Origin of the sequence: Mucilaginibacter mali, from assembly GCF_013283875.1 — a bacterium.
In the GTDB taxonomy this organism is placed as follows: Bacteria; Bacteroidota; Bacteroidia; order Sphingobacteriales; family Sphingobacteriaceae; genus Mucilaginibacter; species Mucilaginibacter mali.
This window is the reverse complement of the sequence record NZ_CP054139.1, coordinates 3,422,072-3,440,917: the sequence shown is the minus strand read 5'-3', so window position 1 is coordinate 3,440,917 and position 18,846 is coordinate 3,422,072. Positions and strand designations below refer to the sequence as shown.

The 18,846-nt window shown below is 47.1% G+C and carries 17 protein-coding genes; 7 read left to right on the top strand and 10 right to left on the bottom strand.

Translation table 11 applies throughout. The features are described 5' to 3' along the window. Positions 1–81 precede the first annotated feature (81 nt). The 7 genes from araA to HQ865_RS14325 form a co-directional block, all read right to left on the bottom strand. Positions 82–1,581: an L-arabinose isomerase gene (gene araA / locus HQ865_RS14355; protein WP_173415550.1), complete on the bottom strand. Its 1,500-nt coding sequence runs from the start codon at positions 1,579–1,581 to the stop codon at positions 82–84. Positions 1,582–1,901: 320 nt separating this feature from the next. Next, complete coding sequence (locus HQ865_RS14350) at positions 1,902–2,600, bottom strand: L-ribulose-5-phosphate 4-epimerase (RefSeq protein ID WP_173415549.1); 699 nt, start codon at positions 2,598–2,600, stop codon at positions 1,902–1,904. A 7-nt stretch (positions 2,601–2,607) separates the two neighbouring features. Beyond that, complete coding sequence (locus HQ865_RS14345; RefSeq protein WP_173415548.1) at positions 2,608–4,290, bottom strand: ribulokinase; 1,683 nt, start codon at positions 4,288–4,290, stop codon at positions 2,608–2,610. Between the two features lie 499 nt (positions 4,291–4,789). Then, a complete protein-coding gene (locus HQ865_RS14340) occupies positions 4,790–5,611 on the bottom strand; it encodes an MOSC domain-containing protein (protein WP_173415547.1) in 822 nt (273 codons plus the stop codon). Positions 5,612–5,995: 384 nt separating this feature from the next. Next, positions 5,996–6,322 carry a HesB/IscA family protein gene (locus HQ865_RS14335; RefSeq protein WP_173415546.1) on the bottom strand — a complete coding sequence of 109 codons (327 nt, stop codon included), beginning with the start codon at positions 6,320–6,322 and terminating at the stop codon, positions 5,996–5,998. A 93-nt stretch (positions 6,323–6,415) separates the two neighbouring features. Next, a complete protein-coding gene (gene iscU, locus HQ865_RS14330) occupies positions 6,416–6,829 on the bottom strand; it encodes a Fe-S cluster assembly scaffold IscU (protein ID WP_173415545.1) in 414 nt (137 codons plus the stop codon). Between the two features lie 182 nt (positions 6,830–7,011). Beyond that, the gene (locus tag HQ865_RS14325) at positions 7,012–8,223 is read right to left on the bottom strand and encodes an IscS subfamily cysteine desulfurase (RefSeq protein WP_173415544.1); all 1,212 of its coding nucleotides are present in this window, start codon (positions 8,221–8,223) and stop codon (positions 7,012–7,014) included. 92 nt (positions 8,224–8,315) lie between these two features. On the opposite strand from HQ865_RS14325, the gene mce reads away from it, so the two are divergent. Both mce and HQ865_RS14315 read left to right on the top strand, forming a co-directional pair. Further along, complete coding sequence (mce, locus tag HQ865_RS14320; RefSeq protein ID WP_173415543.1) at positions 8,316–8,714, top strand: methylmalonyl-CoA epimerase; 399 nt, start codon at positions 8,316–8,318, stop codon at positions 8,712–8,714. Between the two features lie 52 nt (positions 8,715–8,766). Further along, entirely contained in the window at positions 8,767–9,390 is a 624-nt protein-coding gene (locus tag HQ865_RS14315; protein ID WP_173415542.1) for a hypothetical protein, read from the top strand. A gap of 96 nt (positions 9,391–9,486) precedes the next feature. Here HQ865_RS14315 and HQ865_RS14310 read toward each other — a convergent pair whose 3' ends face one another. From HQ865_RS14310 to xth, 3 genes are all read right to left on the bottom strand, one after another. Continuing rightward, complete coding sequence (locus HQ865_RS14310; protein WP_173415541.1) at positions 9,487–10,038, bottom strand: hypothetical protein; 552 nt, start codon at positions 10,036–10,038, stop codon at positions 9,487–9,489. Positions 10,039–10,763: 725 nt separating this feature from the next. Next, positions 10,764–13,616 carry a TonB-dependent receptor gene (locus HQ865_RS14305; RefSeq protein ID WP_173415540.1) on the bottom strand — a complete coding sequence of 951 codons (2,853 nt, stop codon included), beginning with the start codon at positions 13,614–13,616 and terminating at the stop codon, positions 10,764–10,766. A gap of 249 nt (positions 13,617–13,865) precedes the next feature. Then, positions 13,866–14,636, bottom strand: coding sequence for an exodeoxyribonuclease III (gene xth / locus HQ865_RS14300; RefSeq protein WP_173415539.1), 771 nt, complete (start codon positions 14,634–14,636; stop codon positions 13,866–13,868). 137 nt (positions 14,637–14,773) lie between these two features. On the opposite strand from xth, the gene HQ865_RS14295 reads away from it, so the two are divergent. From HQ865_RS14295 to HQ865_RS14275, 5 genes are all read left to right on the top strand, one after another. Next, the gene (locus tag HQ865_RS14295; RefSeq protein WP_173415538.1) at positions 14,774–15,364 is read left to right on the top strand and encodes an alpha-ketoglutarate-dependent dioxygenase AlkB family protein; all 591 of its coding nucleotides are present in this window, start codon (positions 14,774–14,776) and stop codon (positions 15,362–15,364) included. Positions 15,365–15,631: 267 nt separating this feature from the next. After that, positions 15,632–15,880 (top strand): type B 50S ribosomal protein L31, encoded by a 249-nt coding sequence (locus HQ865_RS14290; RefSeq protein WP_173415537.1) that lies wholly within the window; start codon positions 15,632–15,634, stop codon positions 15,878–15,880. A 67-nt stretch (positions 15,881–15,947) separates the two neighbouring features. Beyond that, positions 15,948–17,126: a putative sugar nucleotidyl transferase gene (locus tag HQ865_RS14285; protein WP_173415536.1), complete on the top strand. Its 1,179-nt coding sequence runs from the start codon at positions 15,948–15,950 to the stop codon at positions 17,124–17,126. A 271-nt stretch (positions 17,127–17,397) separates the two neighbouring features. Continuing rightward, positions 17,398–18,162 carry a triose-phosphate isomerase gene (gene tpiA / locus HQ865_RS14280; RefSeq protein WP_173415535.1) on the top strand — a complete coding sequence of 255 codons (765 nt, stop codon included), beginning with the start codon at positions 17,398–17,400 and terminating at the stop codon, positions 18,160–18,162. 83 nt (positions 18,163–18,245) lie between these two features. After that, positions 18,246–18,716 (top strand): hypothetical protein, encoded by a 471-nt coding sequence (locus HQ865_RS14275; protein WP_173415534.1) that lies wholly within the window; start codon positions 18,246–18,248, stop codon positions 18,714–18,716. Positions 18,717–18,846: the final 130 nt, after the last annotated feature.

The window sequence follows — 18,846 nt, the reverse complement described above, 5'->3', positions numbered from 1 at the left end:
AAATGGCACCAAGAAAAATCTTAGTGCCATTTGTGAAAAAAACTTTGCGCCCTTTGTGGTTAAATTGCCACCACAAAAAACCTACTTCTCTATACGGTAAGCCGCATCATTCCAGAAGATCTCTTTCTTAAACTCGGCCAGTTTGGTGTCTTTACCGATCAGCAGGTACTCAATATCGGCCATATCGGCAAAAGCGCTTAGGTGTTCGTTAGTTAAGTTTTGGCTGTAGCAGGTATGGTGGGCGCCACCGGCATATATCCAGGCCGCGCATCCGTCTTTCATGTTCGGGTATGGTTTCCACAATACACGGGCTACCGGCAGTTTAGGCAGATCGTTGGTTGGCTCAACGGCTTCAACCTCGTTAACGATCAGGCGGAAACGGTTGCCCATATCCACTACCGAAGCGTTAATGGCCGGACCAGCCGCTACGTTAAATACCAAACGCACCGGGTCGGCCTTGCCGCCAATACCCAGCGGATGGATCTCTACATTAGGCTTGGTACCGGCGATAGACGAATCGATCTCCAGCATGTGCGAACCCAGCACCAGCGAGTTATTACCGTCGAAATGGTAAGTATAATCTTCCATAAAGGCATTACCACCCGGCAGGCCAGCACCCATCACTTTCATGGCGCGTACCAGGGCCGCTGTTTTCCAGTCGCCTTCGCCACCGAAGCCATAACCCTCGGCCATCAGTCGCTGCGAAGCGATCCCCGGCAGTTGTACCATGCCGTGCAGGTCCTCGAATGTATCGGTATAGCCTTTGTAGCCACCATCCTGCAAAAACTTACGCAGGCCCAGTTCTATCTTAGCCGCATCGCGCAGCGAGCTGTATTGCGCGCCATCTTTTTGCAGTTCAGGTACAATGTTATACAGACTTGCGTATTCAGCAATTTGTTCGTCAATCTGTTGCTCGGTAATGGTATCGATAACCGCTACCAGGTCGCCAATGCCATGGGTGTTAACCGAGAAACCGAATTTCAACTCAGCTTCCACTTTATCGCCATCGGTAACGGCCACAAAGCGCATGTTATCGCCAAAGCGCACAAATTTAGCGCCCTGCCAATCGGCCCAACCGGCTGCGGCACGGCTCCAAACATTGATCTGGTCTAACACATCTTCTTCCTGCCAGTGGCCAACCACTACTTTACGGCGGATGCGCAGGCGCGACATGATGAAACCGAACTCCCTGTCGCCGTGGGCGCTTTGGTTCAGGTTCATAAAGTCCATGTCGATAGATGACCATGGAATCTGGCTGTTGAACTGTGTATGCAGGTGCAGCACCGGTTTACGTAATATCTTCAAGCCATTGATCCACATTTTGGCAGGCGAGAAAGTATGCATCCAGGTGATGATACCGATACAGTTGGCATCGGTGTTGGCAGCCTGTATCAGGTTATAAATTTCTGAAGTACTTTTTACCGTTGGTTTAAATACAACTTTAACCGGGATCTGCTTAGCGGCATCAAGCCCGGCAGCTATCTGCTGCGAGTGTTCGGCTACCTGTTTAAGTGTTTCTTCGCCATAAAGGTCCTGGCTGCCGGTCACGAACCAAACCTCAAATTTTTTTAAGTCTATCATGTTTTTATATCATAAGTCCGAAAAGTCGGGAAAGACCGCAAGTCCGGAAGTTTTTTACTAATCTCTAATTAACTTAAGTTGCGGGTTATTTAACCACAAAGTGCACAAAGATTTGCAAAATCGATGACACAAAGGTCACAAAGAGCAAATCAATCAGCAGATTTAAGTTTTTTTAAGGGCCGCAAAGCTTTGTGGTCTCTCTTTTTCTTTTGATTATCAAAGCCTCTGTGAACTTTGTGCTTCAACATCGGGCATATCTTTGTGCGCTTTGTGGTTGTTAACCCGCAACTTAGGTTAATTAACTAATCTCTGATCACTGACTATTGTCCATAATACGAATCCGGCCCGTGCTTGCGCTCAAAGTGTTTGCGGATCAGCGAATCCTGTAGGCGCGGGGCTTGCGGGTTTATCTGCTCAGTCAACAAGGCCATTTTGGCTACACATTCCAACACGGCGCTGTTATGTACGGCCTTGTCGGCGCTTTTGCCCCAGGTAAAGGGAGCGTGGTTACCTACCAGTATCATTTCCACCTCGCGGTAATCCATGCCTTTTTCCTGTAAGCAGTTAAGTATCTGGAAACCGGTCTGGTACTCGTAATTACCCGCTATCATCTCATCGCTCATGGGTGGTGCGCAGGGAATGTTCACGGTGTTATAATCAGCATGAGTAGTACCATAAATAGGGATATCGCGCTGCGATTGCGCCCATGCCGTAGCGTAGGTAGAATGCGTATGTACGATACCGCCAATACTTGGCATATGCTTATAAAGCACTGCGTGGGTTTTTGTATCCGACGATGGCCTCAACTCGCCCTGTATCACGTTGGCATCAAAATCAACGATCACCATTTTCTCGGGCGTAAGATCATCATAGGCCACGCCGCTGGGTTTAATGGCAAAAACTTCGCGCTCCCTGTCAACCGCGCTCACGTTACCAAAGGTGAACAATACCAGGCCCAGCTTTGGCAGCTGCATGTTAGCCTCGTAGGCTTCTTCCTGTATGCGTTTATAGATACTCATTTTTGTATTAGTGAGATGTTGTGTTCTGTTCGAAATACTGGCCCTGAGATAAATATTTTTGGTAACGGTTGCTGTAAAAACCGGCTAAACCGGCGTTTGGTGTGTACTCCACATCAAAGCCGCCGCCCATGGCTTCCATGGCCTGCTGCACATCAGGGTAAATGCCTGCTACCGTAGCCGCGAACATGGCCGCGCCCAAAGCGCAGGTGTGCTCAAATTGGTGTATACGGATAGGCATCTGTAATACGTCGGCCATCATTTGCATAATATAGGGCGATTTTTTAGCCACCCCACCAATGCCGATCAGGCCTTTAACGGGTACGCCTTCGCTCTCAAAACGTTCAACTATGGCCTTCGCGCCAAAGCAGGTAGCCTCGGCCAGGGCACGGAATAAACGCGGGGCATCGCTGCCCAAATTCAGGCCGCTGATGCTGCCTTTTAATAGCTGGTTAGCATCGGGCGTACGCCTGCCGTTAAACCAATCAACCGCAACTTCGGCATTATCATTTAAAGGCAGGGCTGCTGCCTGTTTGCTCAATTCAGGAATTATCTTGCCCGATATTTCATCGACCAGTTTTTGGGCGGTTTCTGCATCAACCAGTTGCGTTTGCAACAACAGGCTTTGCGACGGCCACTCCAGTAGTTTACGGAACCAGGCGTAAGTATCGCCAAAGGCTGATTGACCGGCTTCCAGTCCGGCCATACCCGGTATTACCGAACCATCTACCTGCCCGCAAATACCTGCTACCAGTTTGCCCTGCATATCGGCATTAGGGGCCACCAAAATATCACAGGTAGATGTACCCATCACCTTGCTCAGGTAATAAGGTTCTATCTGCCCGCCAACCGCGCCCATGTGGGCATCAAAAGCGCCTACGCCAATTTTTACATCAGTGCTCAGTCCTAAACGTCCCGCCCATTCGGCACTCAGCGTTCCAGCCGAAACATCCGAAGTATAAGTATCTTTATATAATTTATCGGTAATGCCATCCAGCAGCGGATCAAGCGCTGCGAAGAAATCGTTTGGTGGTAATCCCCCAAACTCGGCAGCCCAAAGCGCCTTATGACCAGCCGAGCAGCGCCCGCGCATAATGTTTTTGGCATCGGTACCGCCGGTTAACAGGAAAGGGATCCAATCGCAATGTTCTACCCACGAGTGCATGGCCGTGCGCACCTTTTCATCAACCCTTAGCACATGCAGCAGCTTGGCCCAAAACCATTCCGTTGAGTATATGCCCCCCACGTATTGCAGGTAATTGGTATCATATTTGGCGGCGTGCGCGTTTATCTCGGCAGCTTCTTTTATCGATGTATGGTCTTTCCAAAGTACGAACATGGCGTTCGGCTCTTCGGCAAATTCGGGTAGTAGAGCCAATGGTATGCCCTGCGCGTTCACGGCAACCGGTGTCGACCCGGTAGTATCTACCGATATGGCTTTTATTTGCGCGGCAATATCAACGCCGGCTTTTTTAAGGCAGTCTTTAATTGTGGTTTCCAGCCCGTCCACATAATCCTGCGGATGCTGGCGAAACTGGTTCTCGGCCGGGTTGCAGTACAGGCCCTGCTGCCAGCGGCGGTAGTAATAAACAGATGTGGCTACTTCCTTCCCGGTGCCCGCGTTAACAATAACAGAGCGGACAGAGTCGGTACCGTAATCAACACCGATCACAAATTCATTCAGGCTATTCATTGGTTGTGAAAATAATTGTTAAATTAACAGTTATATTTTTATTTACCGAAATTTTTGGTGAAATATATTTTCTATTAGGGTTATCATTGCGAGGAGCAGTGGGAGAGAATTGAGATGTGGGGCGACGCGGTAATCTCAAAGGTGGGTACGTGTTGCTTGTCCTATGGGATTGCTTCACTATCGTTCGCAACGACAAGTTGTTTTTTGAAAATGAACGGCAGTATTCCATCGCGGCCGGTAGTCCCGCTTTACACTGCAAGTCCTCCTTCGTCCGGGCTTTACGTTTCAATCGGGTTTAGGTTGAACGGACAATGTCTTTTATCAACTTGTCATTGCGAGGAGCGATAGCGACGTGGTAATCCTATAGGCAGGTCCTCGTTGCTTGTCCTATGGGGTTGCCGCGCTATCGCTCGCAATGACAAAAAGCTAAAAAAGCAGGTCGACCTGTAACCCAGGGATCGTTCGCTATCGCTCACGATGACGGCTGTAGCAATGACAACTAATCAAACACAGCCGCTTCCTTAACCTCCAAAACCTCAATCACATCCCCAACCGTTAATACGCCTAACCCTTCATGCACCAAATTCTGCCCCATCCACACCTTATTGTTTTTGCGGCGATAGCCGTTTAGGGCCTTCAACGGCTCTTTAACACGCAGGGCCGTCTCCTGGTTAATGCCGGGGATAGGGCAGCGGGCACAGAGTTTTACGCCGTAGAAATGAATGTTGTTGATCACAAAATGCGCCATCTCATCCTCCAGGAAAGCATCGCCACCGGTGAATACCAAATTGGGGCGGAAGCGATTGATTGGGATAACCTCACTGGTGCGGTTACTCAGGTCATCCATCGATGCCTGCCCGATGATGAGGAAGGGGTAGGCATCCGAAAACGAAGTGATTTTATCTGCATCGGCATATTTGGGATCAACCGGGCGCAGACTATCATCTGGCATATAAACCAGGCGGCAGTCTATCCCCAAAATACGACTGAACCAGGCGTCGGCTCCAGTGTTTACAAACTGGCCCCGGCAGGTATCATCCCAAACGGTTACACCGGCAAATTCGTTGGTTTGGGGTTGGTAGGGGATAAGCAGCGTTTCGCCAGTAGGCTGGTAGGTGACCTGTAAACTATCGGGCAATAAAGCAGGCTTGCAGAGCGCCATTTGCGGCAATTCGCGTTGGGAGATGAAGCGGTTGTTTTGGTCGACCAGCATCCAGCGACGATCATGCTCAAGGCCGCGGTCGGTTACTTTAGCCGAGGTTAAACTGATGCCGCCTAATGATTTTATGGGGTATATAAACAGGCCGCTTAATTGTTTCATGGTTAAAACTTAAGGTTGTGATGTAACAAATTTATTGCAATTAGGCCTTCAGGATCAATATATTACCAATTTGTGAATAAAGGGGTAAGTTTCCCATAAAGCAACTTGTGCATAATAAGCAAATGTATTACATTTATCGCTGTATATCTGACCTTTATCTATCATGACCCCCGAACAACGCGCTAAACGAATTGGCGACCGGCAAACTATGAGTTTAATGGTTGCCTACCTGATGATGCTTTTGGGTGCATTTGTTGTAATGGCTTTTATTTAGTAATTGCAACACCCTGAAAAACACGATGTGAACATCGCTCCAAAAAAAACAAGGTCGCTTATGTTAAATAAGCGACCTTTTGCATTTTTATATTTTTTGGTGGTATCCGTTTATACCGAAAAACTTTCGCCGCAACCGCAGGTGCGGGTAGCATTAGGGTTGTGGAAGTTGAAACCTTTACCGTTCAGCCCGTCCGAAAAATCCAATTCGGTGCCGGCCAGGTACAGGAACGACTTCATATCCAAAGCCATGCGGATACCGCGGTCTTCAAAAAACTGGTCGCCCTTTTTCTCCTCGTTATCAAAATCGAGGTTGTACGATAAACCCGAGCAACCACCACCCTGCACTGATACCCGTAAAAAGTACGAAGCATCCAGCCCCGCGTCAGTCATCAGGTGGTCTATCTTGGTTTTCGCTTTATCTGTTATAGTTACCATCTTTAAGTGAGTAGTTTATTAAGTGAGTTGTGAGTAGTTAAATACGGTAAGCAAACTACTCACCTAATCAACCATTCACTACTCACTAATCAATTAATGATGCGCTTTTTCGCTTTCTATCGGCTCCATGCCGTTTTTAACGCGGTAATCGTTAATGGCGGCTTTAATAGCGTCTTCAGCCAATACCGAGCAGTGGATCTTTACCGGCGGCAGGGCCAGTTCTTCCACAATATCCATATTGTCTATCTGCATCGCGTCATCAATGCTTTTGCCTTTTAACCATTCGGTTGCCAGCGACGATGAAGCGATAGCCGAACCGCAGCCGAAAGTTTTAAACTTCGCGTCGGTGATTACGTTGTTGTCATCTACCTGTATCTGCAGGCGCATTACGTCGCCGCACTCAGGTGCACCCACCAGGCCGGTACCTACTTTGTGGCTGCTTTTATCTAAAGTGCCCACATTGCGCGGATTGGTGTAGTGATCGATTACTTTATCTGAATATGCCATTGTCTTTATGTTTTGCCCCCTAACCCCCTAAAGGGGGAATAAGAGATGTTTATCGTTAGCCCCCTAACCCCCTGAAGGGGGAATAAAAGGCAGTTATTTATTATCAAAGATCATACCCCGCTTTTCTTGCTCCCCTTTAGGGGTTGGGGGTTGCTAACTCCCCCTTTAGGGGGCAGGGGGTCTTAATGCTCCGCCCACTCAATCGAGTTCAGGTCGATGCCCTCTTTAAACATTTCCCAAAGTGGTGAAAGGTCGCGCAGGTGGGTAACCGCTTTTTTGGTTACTTCGATGGCGTAATCTACTTCCTCTTCGGTAGTGAAGCGGCCAAGGCCGAAACGGATCGATGAATGCGCCAAATCGTCTGATAAGCCTAAGCTTTTCAGTACGTACGATGGCTCTAACGATGCCGAGGTACAAGCCGAACCCGATGATACGGCCAGATCCTTCATCGCCATCATTAAACCTTCACCTTCAACATATTTAAAGCTGATGTTGGCTACATGCGGCAGGCGGTGTTCTACGTTACCATTTACATAGCTTTCTTCAAGCACGGTCAGTTCTTTTTGTAACCTGTCGCGCATGGCCGAAAGACGGGCGGCTTCGCTTTCCATCTCGGCATTGCACAACTCGCAGGCTTTGCCCAGGCCAACAATACCCGGAACGTTCAGCGTGCCCGAACGCATGCCGCGCTCGTGACCGCCGCCATCCATCTGGGCAGTAACTTTAACCCTTGGGCCTTTGCGGCGTACATACAGCGCGCCAATACCCTTAGGGCCATACATTTTATGTGCCGACATCGCCAGCAGGTCGATACCATCGGCATTAACATCAACCGGGATCTTTCCAACGGCCTGGGTAGCGTCTGTCATAAACAGGGCGCCGTGTTTGTGTGCTATGGCGGCAATTTCTTTAACAGGCTGGATAACGCCAATCTCGTTATTGCCATACATGATCGATACCAGGATGGTCTCGGGCGTCATGGCGGCTTCCAGTTCGGCAAGGTCTATCAAACCGTCGGCTTTAACATCTAAATAGGTAACGCGCGCGCCCAGCTTTTCAATGTGTTTGCAGGTATCCAGTACGGCCTTATGTTCGGTAGTGGCGGTGATCACGTGGTTACCCTTGTCTTTATACATTTCAAATACGCCTTTAATGGCCAGGTTGTCGCTTTCGGTAGCGCCCGAGGTGAAGATGATCTCTTTCTCGTTCGCGCCAATCAGCTTGGCCACTTGTTCGCGGGCGTAGTCAACAGCTTCTTCGGCCACCCAGCCAAAAGCATGGTTGCGGCTGGCCGCGTTACCAAACTTGCTGTTAAAATAGGGCAGCATAGCCTCCAGCACCCGTGGGTCCATTGGCGTAGTAGCGTTGTTATCTAAATAAATAGGAAGTTCCATAGCAATAAAATTCTGAGTACAAAGATAAGTAAACTTTTAGTTTTATGTTACAATATGTGTTGCAGGGGGTCATTAATTTGCAATATTTGTCTATGAAAAAGGTAGAACATATTGGCATCGCCGTAAACAGCATCGAAACCGCCGGCGATATTTACACAAAGCTGTTAAATACCGGCATTTACAAGGTAGAAGAAGTGGCCAGCGAACACGTAAAGACCGCCTTTTTGCAAACCGGCCCCAACAAAATAGAACTGCTGGAAGCCACCCACCCCGATAGCGCCATTGCCAAATTTATCGCCAAAAAAGGCGAAGGCATACACCACATAGCCTTTGAGGTTGAAGATATATACGCCGAAATGCAGCGCCTGCGCGCCGAGGGCTTTGTTTTACTGAACGAAGAACCCAAACGCGGGGCCGATAATAAGCTGGTTTGCTTTGTGCACCCGAAGGGGACGAATGGGGTTTTGGTGGAGTTGTGCCAGTCTGTTTAGTCATTGGGGCATTCGCTGCGCTATCATTGGGTCGTTGTTAAAAATATAAGCCATGAAGTATTCGGAAATTTTAAACGGATTGTATAACGGAGGAATTGATGACGTAATAAAAATTCTCAATGCATCAATATATTCAACTAAATTGAACAAGAGTGATGATGAAATAATTGTAGTACATACTGGCTTTTCATTTTTCACACATAAAGGGACCGAGATGGAAGTTCTTGTTGGATTTTCAACTTCATCTAATGAATTAGTTGTTATACGTCAAACAAGAGCTAATTGGTCATATAGATATATTCCATTAATAAATGGGGTCAGGCTTAGAATACCCCAGAAAAATCATTTTATTAACCTTCTTGATAATAATGTATTCGACCAAATTGATGAAAGTGGCGACGATTATCACCTTAGATGTGAAGAGTACAATAGCTTAGATGAAGTACATAATTTAGAATTAATAGCAGACAATTTTTCTTTTAAAGTTATTACGAATCGACTTATTCTGGAATTTCCTTTACATCGAAAGTTTAAAAACCCTGTATATTTAAACGGAACTATTTTTAGTAGAACTCCGCAAGAAGAAAATGATAAGTACGATCGCCAAAGTTTTGAAAATTATTTAAGAGAGGATTATGGGGAGAACGCAGAAGATGCCTATTGGAATACAGAATAACATAAAATACACTATCGTTTACGCGATAATGCATATACGCCAGCTATGAGTAAGATAAGCAGACGCTTGCGGTAGCGGAGTGTTGTCAAGATTATTTTACTGATTTTTTTTTGGGGAAGTATCTCCAAATTTTACGCTTAATTTTTCAACTCCTAAGTCATTTCGCAATGCCATGATAAGATCCTCGCCTTTTTTTCTAATATCTTGGTCATGTTCCCAATATGTTGTTGAATTAACTTTTGTGAGGTCATGTGGTAATCCAAGATTTTGACATTCAGCAAATACTGTCATTCGTTTGATTATTTCTTCTGGAACAAGCATATGCGATTCGATTATTAAGTATTGAATACCTAACCCAATCTCATTTGCTTTTAATCCCAATTCTTCAAGCTCGTGAATATTTCCTGCCGCTGAAGAAAGAAGATTTATTTTAGGGCCAATAATATCAAGGAGTTCTACAAACTCTGCTATTTTGCGACTTAACTCAATGTATTTTTTTAGTTTTTCATTGAATAATTGATTCTTAATATTCAATGTCTTGTTCAGTCGATAGTTATAATAACTTATAACAGCAACTGCAATTGATATAATTCCGGTGAGTAAAGGAGCAAAATACGGAGATATTTGCTGAGAGATGGGTACAAGCATTTTTAATTAACTAATCAATGACTTCAATTCATTAAACTGTTCAGGTGTTAACTTAGCTATAAAAAAACTGCTATATTCTACTGAACTCATATCGTTTTCATGATCAATAGTTATCTGATTCGGTTCAACTATCCCCTGCTTTGAACACAAATTTTTCACCTCGCTTAAGAATTCGGCTACTTTATAAGATTTCATTACAAATTTCACAACCTTTGATTTTTATAATCAAAAGTAACTACACAATACGCGCATAGTAAGGTTGTTAATAACTTATTTTTCCCATCGCTGGCGCGAGTTTGCAGCTCAAAACTGGCGTGAGTATGCCCTTCGCTACCGCCCTCCGCTACAGCAAGCGACCTCGCTTGCGGTACGTTTGCAAAGTACGACTAACATAACCGCTTGTCCTGCACACCATTTAGCGTCGCAGACGCTGAACCATGTTAAGCGCTCGCCGCAGACAAGCGTAAGGGCGGTAAGTTTGCAAGGTTATGATAGATGCGTGTCGCGTTAATAATATATAATCACCTGTTTAACAACGTTATATATATCGATTCGTTCAGTATCACTAAGTGTAACACATTTTTCGCTGGTTTTTAACTTAATAATTTGATTGTCAATTATTTACATAAAAAATAACATCAAATTATGTTACATTGTGTTAACCTTTTTTCATCTATAATCATCGAAGTATAATGATATACCCCAGGAACCGGCTACCCCGGTCCTCAATCCGGATCAACCCTGAAATTCCGGCCCCCAAACTGCGATAAACTATAATTGAGGTTGAGCGAGAATACCCGGGTTGGCTGCAGGTTGCGGCTGTCGGTAACGGTATTGCCCGATACCGACCGCGAGATGGTGTTTCCCTGCGCCAGCAGGTCGGTAGCCCTAAACGACATACTGAGCGAGCGGTTCTTTAAAAAGGTTTTTCCAACGCCCATGTTAAGCAGCAGGGGGCTGGGGGTAGGGAAGGCATAGCCATAGTTGATCCGTTTGCTGCTGCTAAAATCGGTAAACCAGGTTTTGTGGATGGTGAAGTTGCCGCCCAGGTTCAGGCTGATATCGCTGTTGCGGGGGATCACCTGGTCGGTAGCCCCGCTGTTATGGCTGGTGCTGTAGCTTACATTGCCGTTAAGCCGCAGTTTGGTTAGGTTCAGGTTGCCTTGCAGGGATGCGCCCATCACCGTTGTTTTAAAAAAGGTAGGCGCGGCTATCTGCCCAATTCCCAGCGTAGCATAGTTAAAAGAACCATAGCGCGACCCGGTATTGTTGTTATTGGTTACATTATAGCTCAGCTGCGCGTTCACCATCAGTTTTTTAAACGACATGCGGCCCGATACCTGCTGGCTAAAATTAGCGCCCTTGCCCGATGTTTTTTGATGGTTAAACAAAATAGCCCGGTTTGAAAAACCCATGCGCCCCGAGTAACTTACCGAGAACTTATTTTGCTTAATAGGGATGTTGATGCTGTAATTGCCGTTCACCTGGTAGTTGCCGTTGATGTTTTCGTAACGGGTAACCTGCTTTAAACTGCCCAGGGTATCGGGCAGCAGTGTTACATCTGTAACGATCTCGTTTTGCGTGGTAGCGGCATTCATGCCCACCATCAGCGATCGGCCCGACTTCTGCACGTAGTTAAAGTTGCCGCTCAGGCTATGGCTGAACGAGGTTTTCAGATCGGGGTTACCCACCAGGATGTTTTGCAGGCTTTGCGCGTTACGTATGGGCTGCAACTGGTTAATGTTAGGGCTTTGGGTATTGCCCGAGTAGTTAAGCGAAAGTGTTTTACCCAAAGCCAGCGTACGGCCATAGTTAAGGCTGGGGGCGTAATTAATGGTATTATTGGTAAAGGTTTGCCCCAGCCGCAAATCGTGATTGCTCAACAGGGCGGCATTGGCATTAAGGCCAATATTATACCGCCATTTAGCGGCCCCGTAGTTATAATTAATACCAATGGATTGCGTGTAGGTAACGCTGTTAAACGAGTTGCTGAGCGAATCTACCCGCGAAACCTTGTTGCTTCTGTTATCAAAAACATAAGTGTCAACATCATTGGCCGATGAACCTGCCGACCCGCTGTAGTTAATGTTGATGCTTCGCCGGGCCAGGGTATCCTTGGGCCTTTTTAAACCGAAGCTATAGTTAAAGCCAATGTTTAAATGCCGGCTGTTGGTTTTGCTGTCCACATCCCGTTTTAAAAGCGAATCCTTGCGCAGTGCGCCGGTAACCTGGTCATAGTACAGCGTATTGGTGCTGATGTGCTGCGCGTTGCTGTTTCCGTTGGCAGAGAAGGAGGCGTTTATGGAAATGATATTCTTCTTCAGCTTATGCGATATGTTAATGTTGCCGTTTGCCGAGGGGCTTTTACTGTTTGAACTGCTGCTGTTGGCCAGGTCCTGCCGCAGAAGGCCCGACTGCTGGAGCATAGATGTACTCAGGTTGCTTGACGAGCCGTAAGACCCGTTAAACCCGGTCATCATCAGGGTCTTTTTATTATTAAAGTTCATATTCCAGTGCAGGCTGTGGGTGCTGCCCTTGTTATCACCCACATTTTGGTTGTGGTTGGTAAGGTTGCCTTCGGGATTCAAGATCTCCGACACCTGTTCGCGGTTAAAGGCGGCGCTGTTATCGTTAAAATTATAGCCAAACCCGCCATTGCTGTTTTTGCCGAATTTATCGCTATGGTTTAGGCCGATGCTCATCTGCTGGCTGTGCCCCGCGCCGTTATTAGAGGTGTTGGCATTAACATTAGCCGAACTTTGCTTGTTATCGTTCCAAAGGTTAAACTGGGCCATGCCGCCAATCATATCGTTGGTGCCGCCATTGGCAGCTGCATTTCCAAAAGCCCCTTTATTCATACCCGGCTTGGTAACGATGTTCAGCATCTTTTGTGGTTCGCCGGTCTTAATGCCGGTAAAGTTGGCCTCGTCGCCAAAGTCGTCTATCACCTGTATCTTCGATACGATGCCGGCGGGCAGCTTGGCTATAAAATCCTTAACGTTATTAGTGAAGAAATCCTTGCCGTTTACCCGCAACTTGGTCATAGTTTTTTCGCCAACCTTTACGTTATAGTCGCCATCCACCTCCATCCCCGGGAACTGCTTCAACAGGTCGGCCACGTTATCGCCCTCTTCCACACGGTAGGCCGCGGCGTTGTACTCAACGGTATCCTGCATCACCCTGATGGGGTTGGGTTTGGCCCTGACAACCACCTCCTGGAGCGTACGGCCCGATAGCTTCAGCCGGATAGCGTCCAGCTTCTTATGCTTCTCCTTGTCGGCAAAGCTATAGTCTAATTTAAAATCATCGTAACCCGTAGCCACCACCTTTATCGAAAAATGGTCGGCGTTAAGTTTGGAATAGCTAAAGTCTCCGTACTCATCGGGTGATATGGTTAACGTATCCTTCCCGGTGATGATCATCACCTTAGCATCGGGTATGCTCACTTTGGCCGTATCGGTGACCTTGCCGGAGATGCGGCGGTTAGATTGGGCTGATGACCGCGATACGCCACAGCAACACAAGATGATAAGCGTGAAAATTTTTGCCAACCACACAAGGCCCGTCCGTCTGTTCATCTATATGCGTGTAAAGGCCAATCGGGGTATGCCCGCGACGATGATAGCCGGATGTGATAATCTGTTCATTTTAGGTTGCCCTGTGCGGGGTATAACCCACAGGAGAAGCTAAAATAGAATAAATTTTTGATGGACAGCTTTTGTAACGAAATAAATAGTTATAAGGCGAAATATAGTGTACCTCTAAATCCAATGACCTAATGACAGCGCAGCAAATGACGCAATGACACGAAGTAAATGATAGCGGCATTAACCCAATTTTACCCAAACCGGTGCGTGATCGCTGGTGTGTTCCCAGCCGCGCACGTGCTTATCAACGCCGGCTGCTTTAAGCTTGACCGCGATGGCTGGGTTTAGCAGGAAATGGTCTATCCGTAAACCCGCGTTACGTGCGTAGGCATTTCTGAAATAATCCCAAAAGGTATAGATCCGTTCGTTAGGATACAGGTGGCGGATGGCGTCGGTCCAGCCCTGCGCAACAAGGTCGCGGTAGGCCTCACGGCTTTCTATACGGAACAGGGCATTGTCCACATATTTTTCGGGCTTGTAAGTATCCATTTCAGTAGGCATCACATTATAATCGCCAATAAGTAAAACCGGCAATTCACGCCCGATCAGGTTTTGGGCATGATCGGCCAGCCGTTTAAACCAGCGCAACTTGTAGTCAAATTTTGGTCCGGGGTAGGGGTTACCATTGGGCAGATAGATACAGCCGATCACCAAACCATCAATAAAAGCTTCGATATAACGGCTGTGGGTAAATTCATCGCCGCCGCCGGGCAGGTCGCGCCGTAGTTCTTTTATTTCCTGTTTGGCCAGTATGGCCACGCCGTTCCAGCTTTTTTGCCCCTGCCATATAGCGTTATAGCCGGCATCCTTTAGCGCCTGGTGAGGGAACTGATGATCCTGGCATTTGAGTTCCTGCAGGCATACCACATCCGGTTCAGCCTCGCGTAACCATTGTAGCAGGTTAGGCAAACGGCCGTTAATACCGTTGATATTGTAGGTTGCTATTTTCATTTACTTTACCCGTTAACAAATTTTACCGGCCGAAGGTTTGATAATAACGGTAACCACAGCGAATTACCCAATGATAGCGCAGCACAATAGCAAGAAACGGGTTGTCCTGATCGCCCAGTCCGCAGTACCTTTGCCACATGCAACTACAAAATATACTGCCTTACGATGGCATTGTTAAATACTACGGCCAGGTAATGGATACCGCCGAAGCCGGCCGCTACCTGCAAGTTTTACTGGATACCATCAAGTGGCGCAACGACGAGGCCATTATCTTCGGGCGGCATATCATTACCAAACGCAAGGTAGCCTGGTACGGCGACAGGAATTACGATTACGCCTATTCGGGCTTTACCCGTACCGCCCTGCTGTGGACGCCCGAACTGCTGCAGTTAAAAACACTTACCGAACAACTCACCGGCGAGCAGTATAACTCATGCCTGCTTAACCTTTACCACAATGGCGATGAGGGCATGGCCTGGCATAGCGACGATGAAAAGATGCTGGGTAAGGACAGCGCCATCGCCTCGCTCAGCTTCGGCGCCGAACGCAAGTTTAGCCTGAAGCACCGCGCCAACAAAACGGAAACCCGCTCGCTGATGCTGGAGAGCGGCAGCCTGCTGGTAATGCGGGGCGCTACACAAACCCACTGGCTGCATGCCCTGCCAAAAAGCAAAAAAGTGCTAAGCCCGAGGGTTAATTTAACGTTTAGGACGATGGTGGGTGTTTAGTGGCAATTTAACCACAAAGGTCGCAAAGGGAGAAATCACAAAGTACACCAAGCTTTATTGGTGGAATAAATGAATGCTTGCTAACTATCTTATATTTAATAATTGCTCCTTTGTGATCTTTGTGTTTGCCGAAATTTTATTCCTTTGCGTTCTTTGTGGTTAAATAGTCACCAACCCTACACAAAAATGTTGATAATTTTTTCACATCCTATTGATAGATAATAAAAAAGGTACTATCTTTGCACCTCTTTATAAGGAATTGAAGAAATGAAAAAAGACCTGCATCCAAAAAATTATAGATTAGTTGTTTTTAAAGATATGTCTAACGAGTATTCTTTTTTAACAAAATCATGCATTGATACCCGCGAAACCGTGAAATGGGAAGATGGTAACGAGTATCCGTTGGTTAAACTGGAAATTTCGCACACCTCGCACCCTTTCTACACCGGTAAAATGAAGCTGGTTGATACTGCAGGCCGTATCGATAAATTCCGTACCCGTTACAACAAAAAATAAGGTAAATACCTTTATAAATATTTGGAAAGTCTCCCGATACATCGGGAGACTTTTTTATTTTTGCCCCATGGCCATCATCCTATTCGACGACGAGAACTATCAAAACCTGCTGCCCCTGGTTTATACCCGCCCGGCAGGTAACCTGCGTATCGGTATCATCACCATTGCCGAAAAATGGGCCAAACACCTGGGGCAGGGATATTCGTGGCATACCCGTGCTTACCTGCAGGGTAAATTCCCGATAAATATCACCGCCGATAACCTGTTTATTAACGGTGCCGTTTGTCCTGATGATAGCCTGTTGGAAGCAGTGGATAAGTTGCAGATAGGGCAGGCCCTCAACTACCAGGATCAACTGATAGCGGTACGTCTGGATGCAACAGATGCTGCCAAATTCAACCCGGCAACCAAATACCTGGCTGCTTCGGTGGATAACCTGCCGGTCATCATTCGTTACCCTGAATATATTTTCCGTTACAACGATATCGAGCTCCGCAAGGATTTTCAACTGTTGACCAAAGGCCGCGAAAGCGCTGCGATGAGTAGCACCAATACCATCATCGGCGATCAGTTTTTTGCCGAGGAGGGTGCGCAGGCCGAATGCTGTACGTTTAGTACCATCAATGGGCCGATCTATCTTGCCGCCAAAACCGAGATCTGGGAGGGCACCAACATTCGCGGGGCATTCGCCATTAACGAAAACTCGCAGGTTAAAATGGGCACCAAGATCTACGGCGCTACCACTATTGGCCCATACTGCCGTGTGGGCGGCGAGATCAATAACGCCGTGGTTTGGGGTTATAGCAACAAGGGACACGAGGGTTACCTGGGCAATTCGGTATTGGGCGAATGGTGTAACCTTGGCGCCGATACCAATAACAGCAACCTGAAGAACAATTACGCTGAAGTGAAGCTATACGATTACGCCACGCAGCATTACCGTAAAACCGGCCTGCAGTTTTGTGGTTTAATAATGGCCGACCATGCCAAGAGCGGCATCAATACCATGTTTAATACCGGCACGGTAGTTGGTGTAGCTGCCAACGTATTCGGTGGCGGTTTCCCGCCAAACTACGTGCCCGATTTTACCTGGGGCGGGTCTGACGGTCTGGAGGAATACCGCATAACTAAAGCGATGGAAACCACCGCCAAGGTTTTCGCCCGCCGCGAGCACCGCGCGTTTGACGAGCATGAGCAGTCGATATTGAAAGAGGTGTTTGAGTTAACGAAGCAATTTAGAGACTAATAACGAACGTCATCCTGAGCGATATAATCCCGGCGGCCTCTTAATGGTTAAATGACATGCCGATGAAAGCCCCCTCTAAATCTCCCCCAAAGGGGGAGACTTTGGAACCCTCTCCTCTGGAGAGGGCAGGGTGAGGCTTCAGCGGAAAAACAAACATGTCATCCTGAGCGATAGCGAAGGATCCCCGGTGAGCAAAGTGGAAATGCATAGTTTGGGATGCTTCGCTATCGCTCAGCATGACGAAATAGATAAGATACATCAACATAAAACAATGAGAAAAAAAATTGTAGCCGGCAACTGGAAAATGAACATGGATTATAACGAAGGTTTGTCCCTGTTCTCTGAAGTGGTAAATATGGTAAAGGACGAGGTGACCGGCCAGCAACAGGCCGTAGTTTGCAGTCCGTTTATACACCTGCACAGCCTGGTGCAAATGGCTAAGGGCTATCATAAAGTAGCTATCGGTGCACAGAATGCGCACCAGGCCGAAAGCGGCGCATATACCGGCGAGATCTCGGCTAAGATGATCAACTCGGTAGGCGCGGCTTACGTGATCCTGGGCCACTCGGAACGCCGCCAGTATTTTGGCGAGGATAATGCCCTGCTGGCAAAAAAGACGGATACCGTATTGGCTAACGGCCTGAAACCGATCTTCTGTATCGGCGAAACGTTGGACGAGCGCAATACCGAAAAACATTTCGACGTGATCAAATCGCAACTTGAAGAAGGCATCTTCCACCTGGATGAAGCGCATTTTAGCCAGCTGGTTATCGCTTACGAACCTGTTTGGGCCATTGGGACCGGCGTAACCGCAACATCGGCACAGGCGCAGGAGATCCATGCTTTTATCCGTAAAGAAATTGCCGCTAAATACAACCAGCAGGTGGCCGATAATATGACCATTTTGTACGGTGGCAGCTGCAATCCAAAAAACGCGGCCGAGTTGTTTGCTCAGCCTGATATTGATGGCGGTTTGATCGGCGGCGCGTCGCTTAAATCGCGCGATTTTGTGGATATTGTTAAGGTGTTTAATTGATTTTTCAGTGAGTAGTTGACTGGGTTGATTAAGTGAATAGTTTTAAAAACTTAATCAACCTAATCCAACTTAATCAACTGCACATGCGCTTCCTAAAAGTCATATTGCCCCCATTGATCGCTTTTTTGGTGTTCGCGGCTATTATAAAATATAACCCGCTGCACCATAGCTTTGAAGGGCTGGCCGATATCGGCGATGGCTCGGCAGCGGGATTGATCGCCTATTATAAGATCTTCGCGCCCTTTCAGTTTGTTATCGCGGTGCTTACGCAGTACCTTATTATTTTACCCTTGTGGGATAAGATATTGTGCAGGGGCAAGGCTGCTATCAGCATTTTTATCAGTATGGCGGTTGTATGCGTGGTTTTGGCATTCGGCATTGCGTACATGATATGGGACAGGGCTGTAGGTACCGAACATCTGATCCATATTACCCTGTTTATGACCGGTGTACAATTATTTTACTGGGCCATCAACTTTTTGGTGATGTTCCTGTTCGATATCAGGTCGGTTACTAAGAAAATTGCTGTAAAGCAGGAAAGCGAAACTGCATAATTGGCTAAAGCCATTTGAATTGGCGGCTGTCTGTCCCATAAATGGGACGGCAATGAAAATAGAAAAGCCTTAATCATTGCCGTTGGCTTTAGCCAACGGTTAATAAAATAGAAGCAGGGGCTTTAGCCCA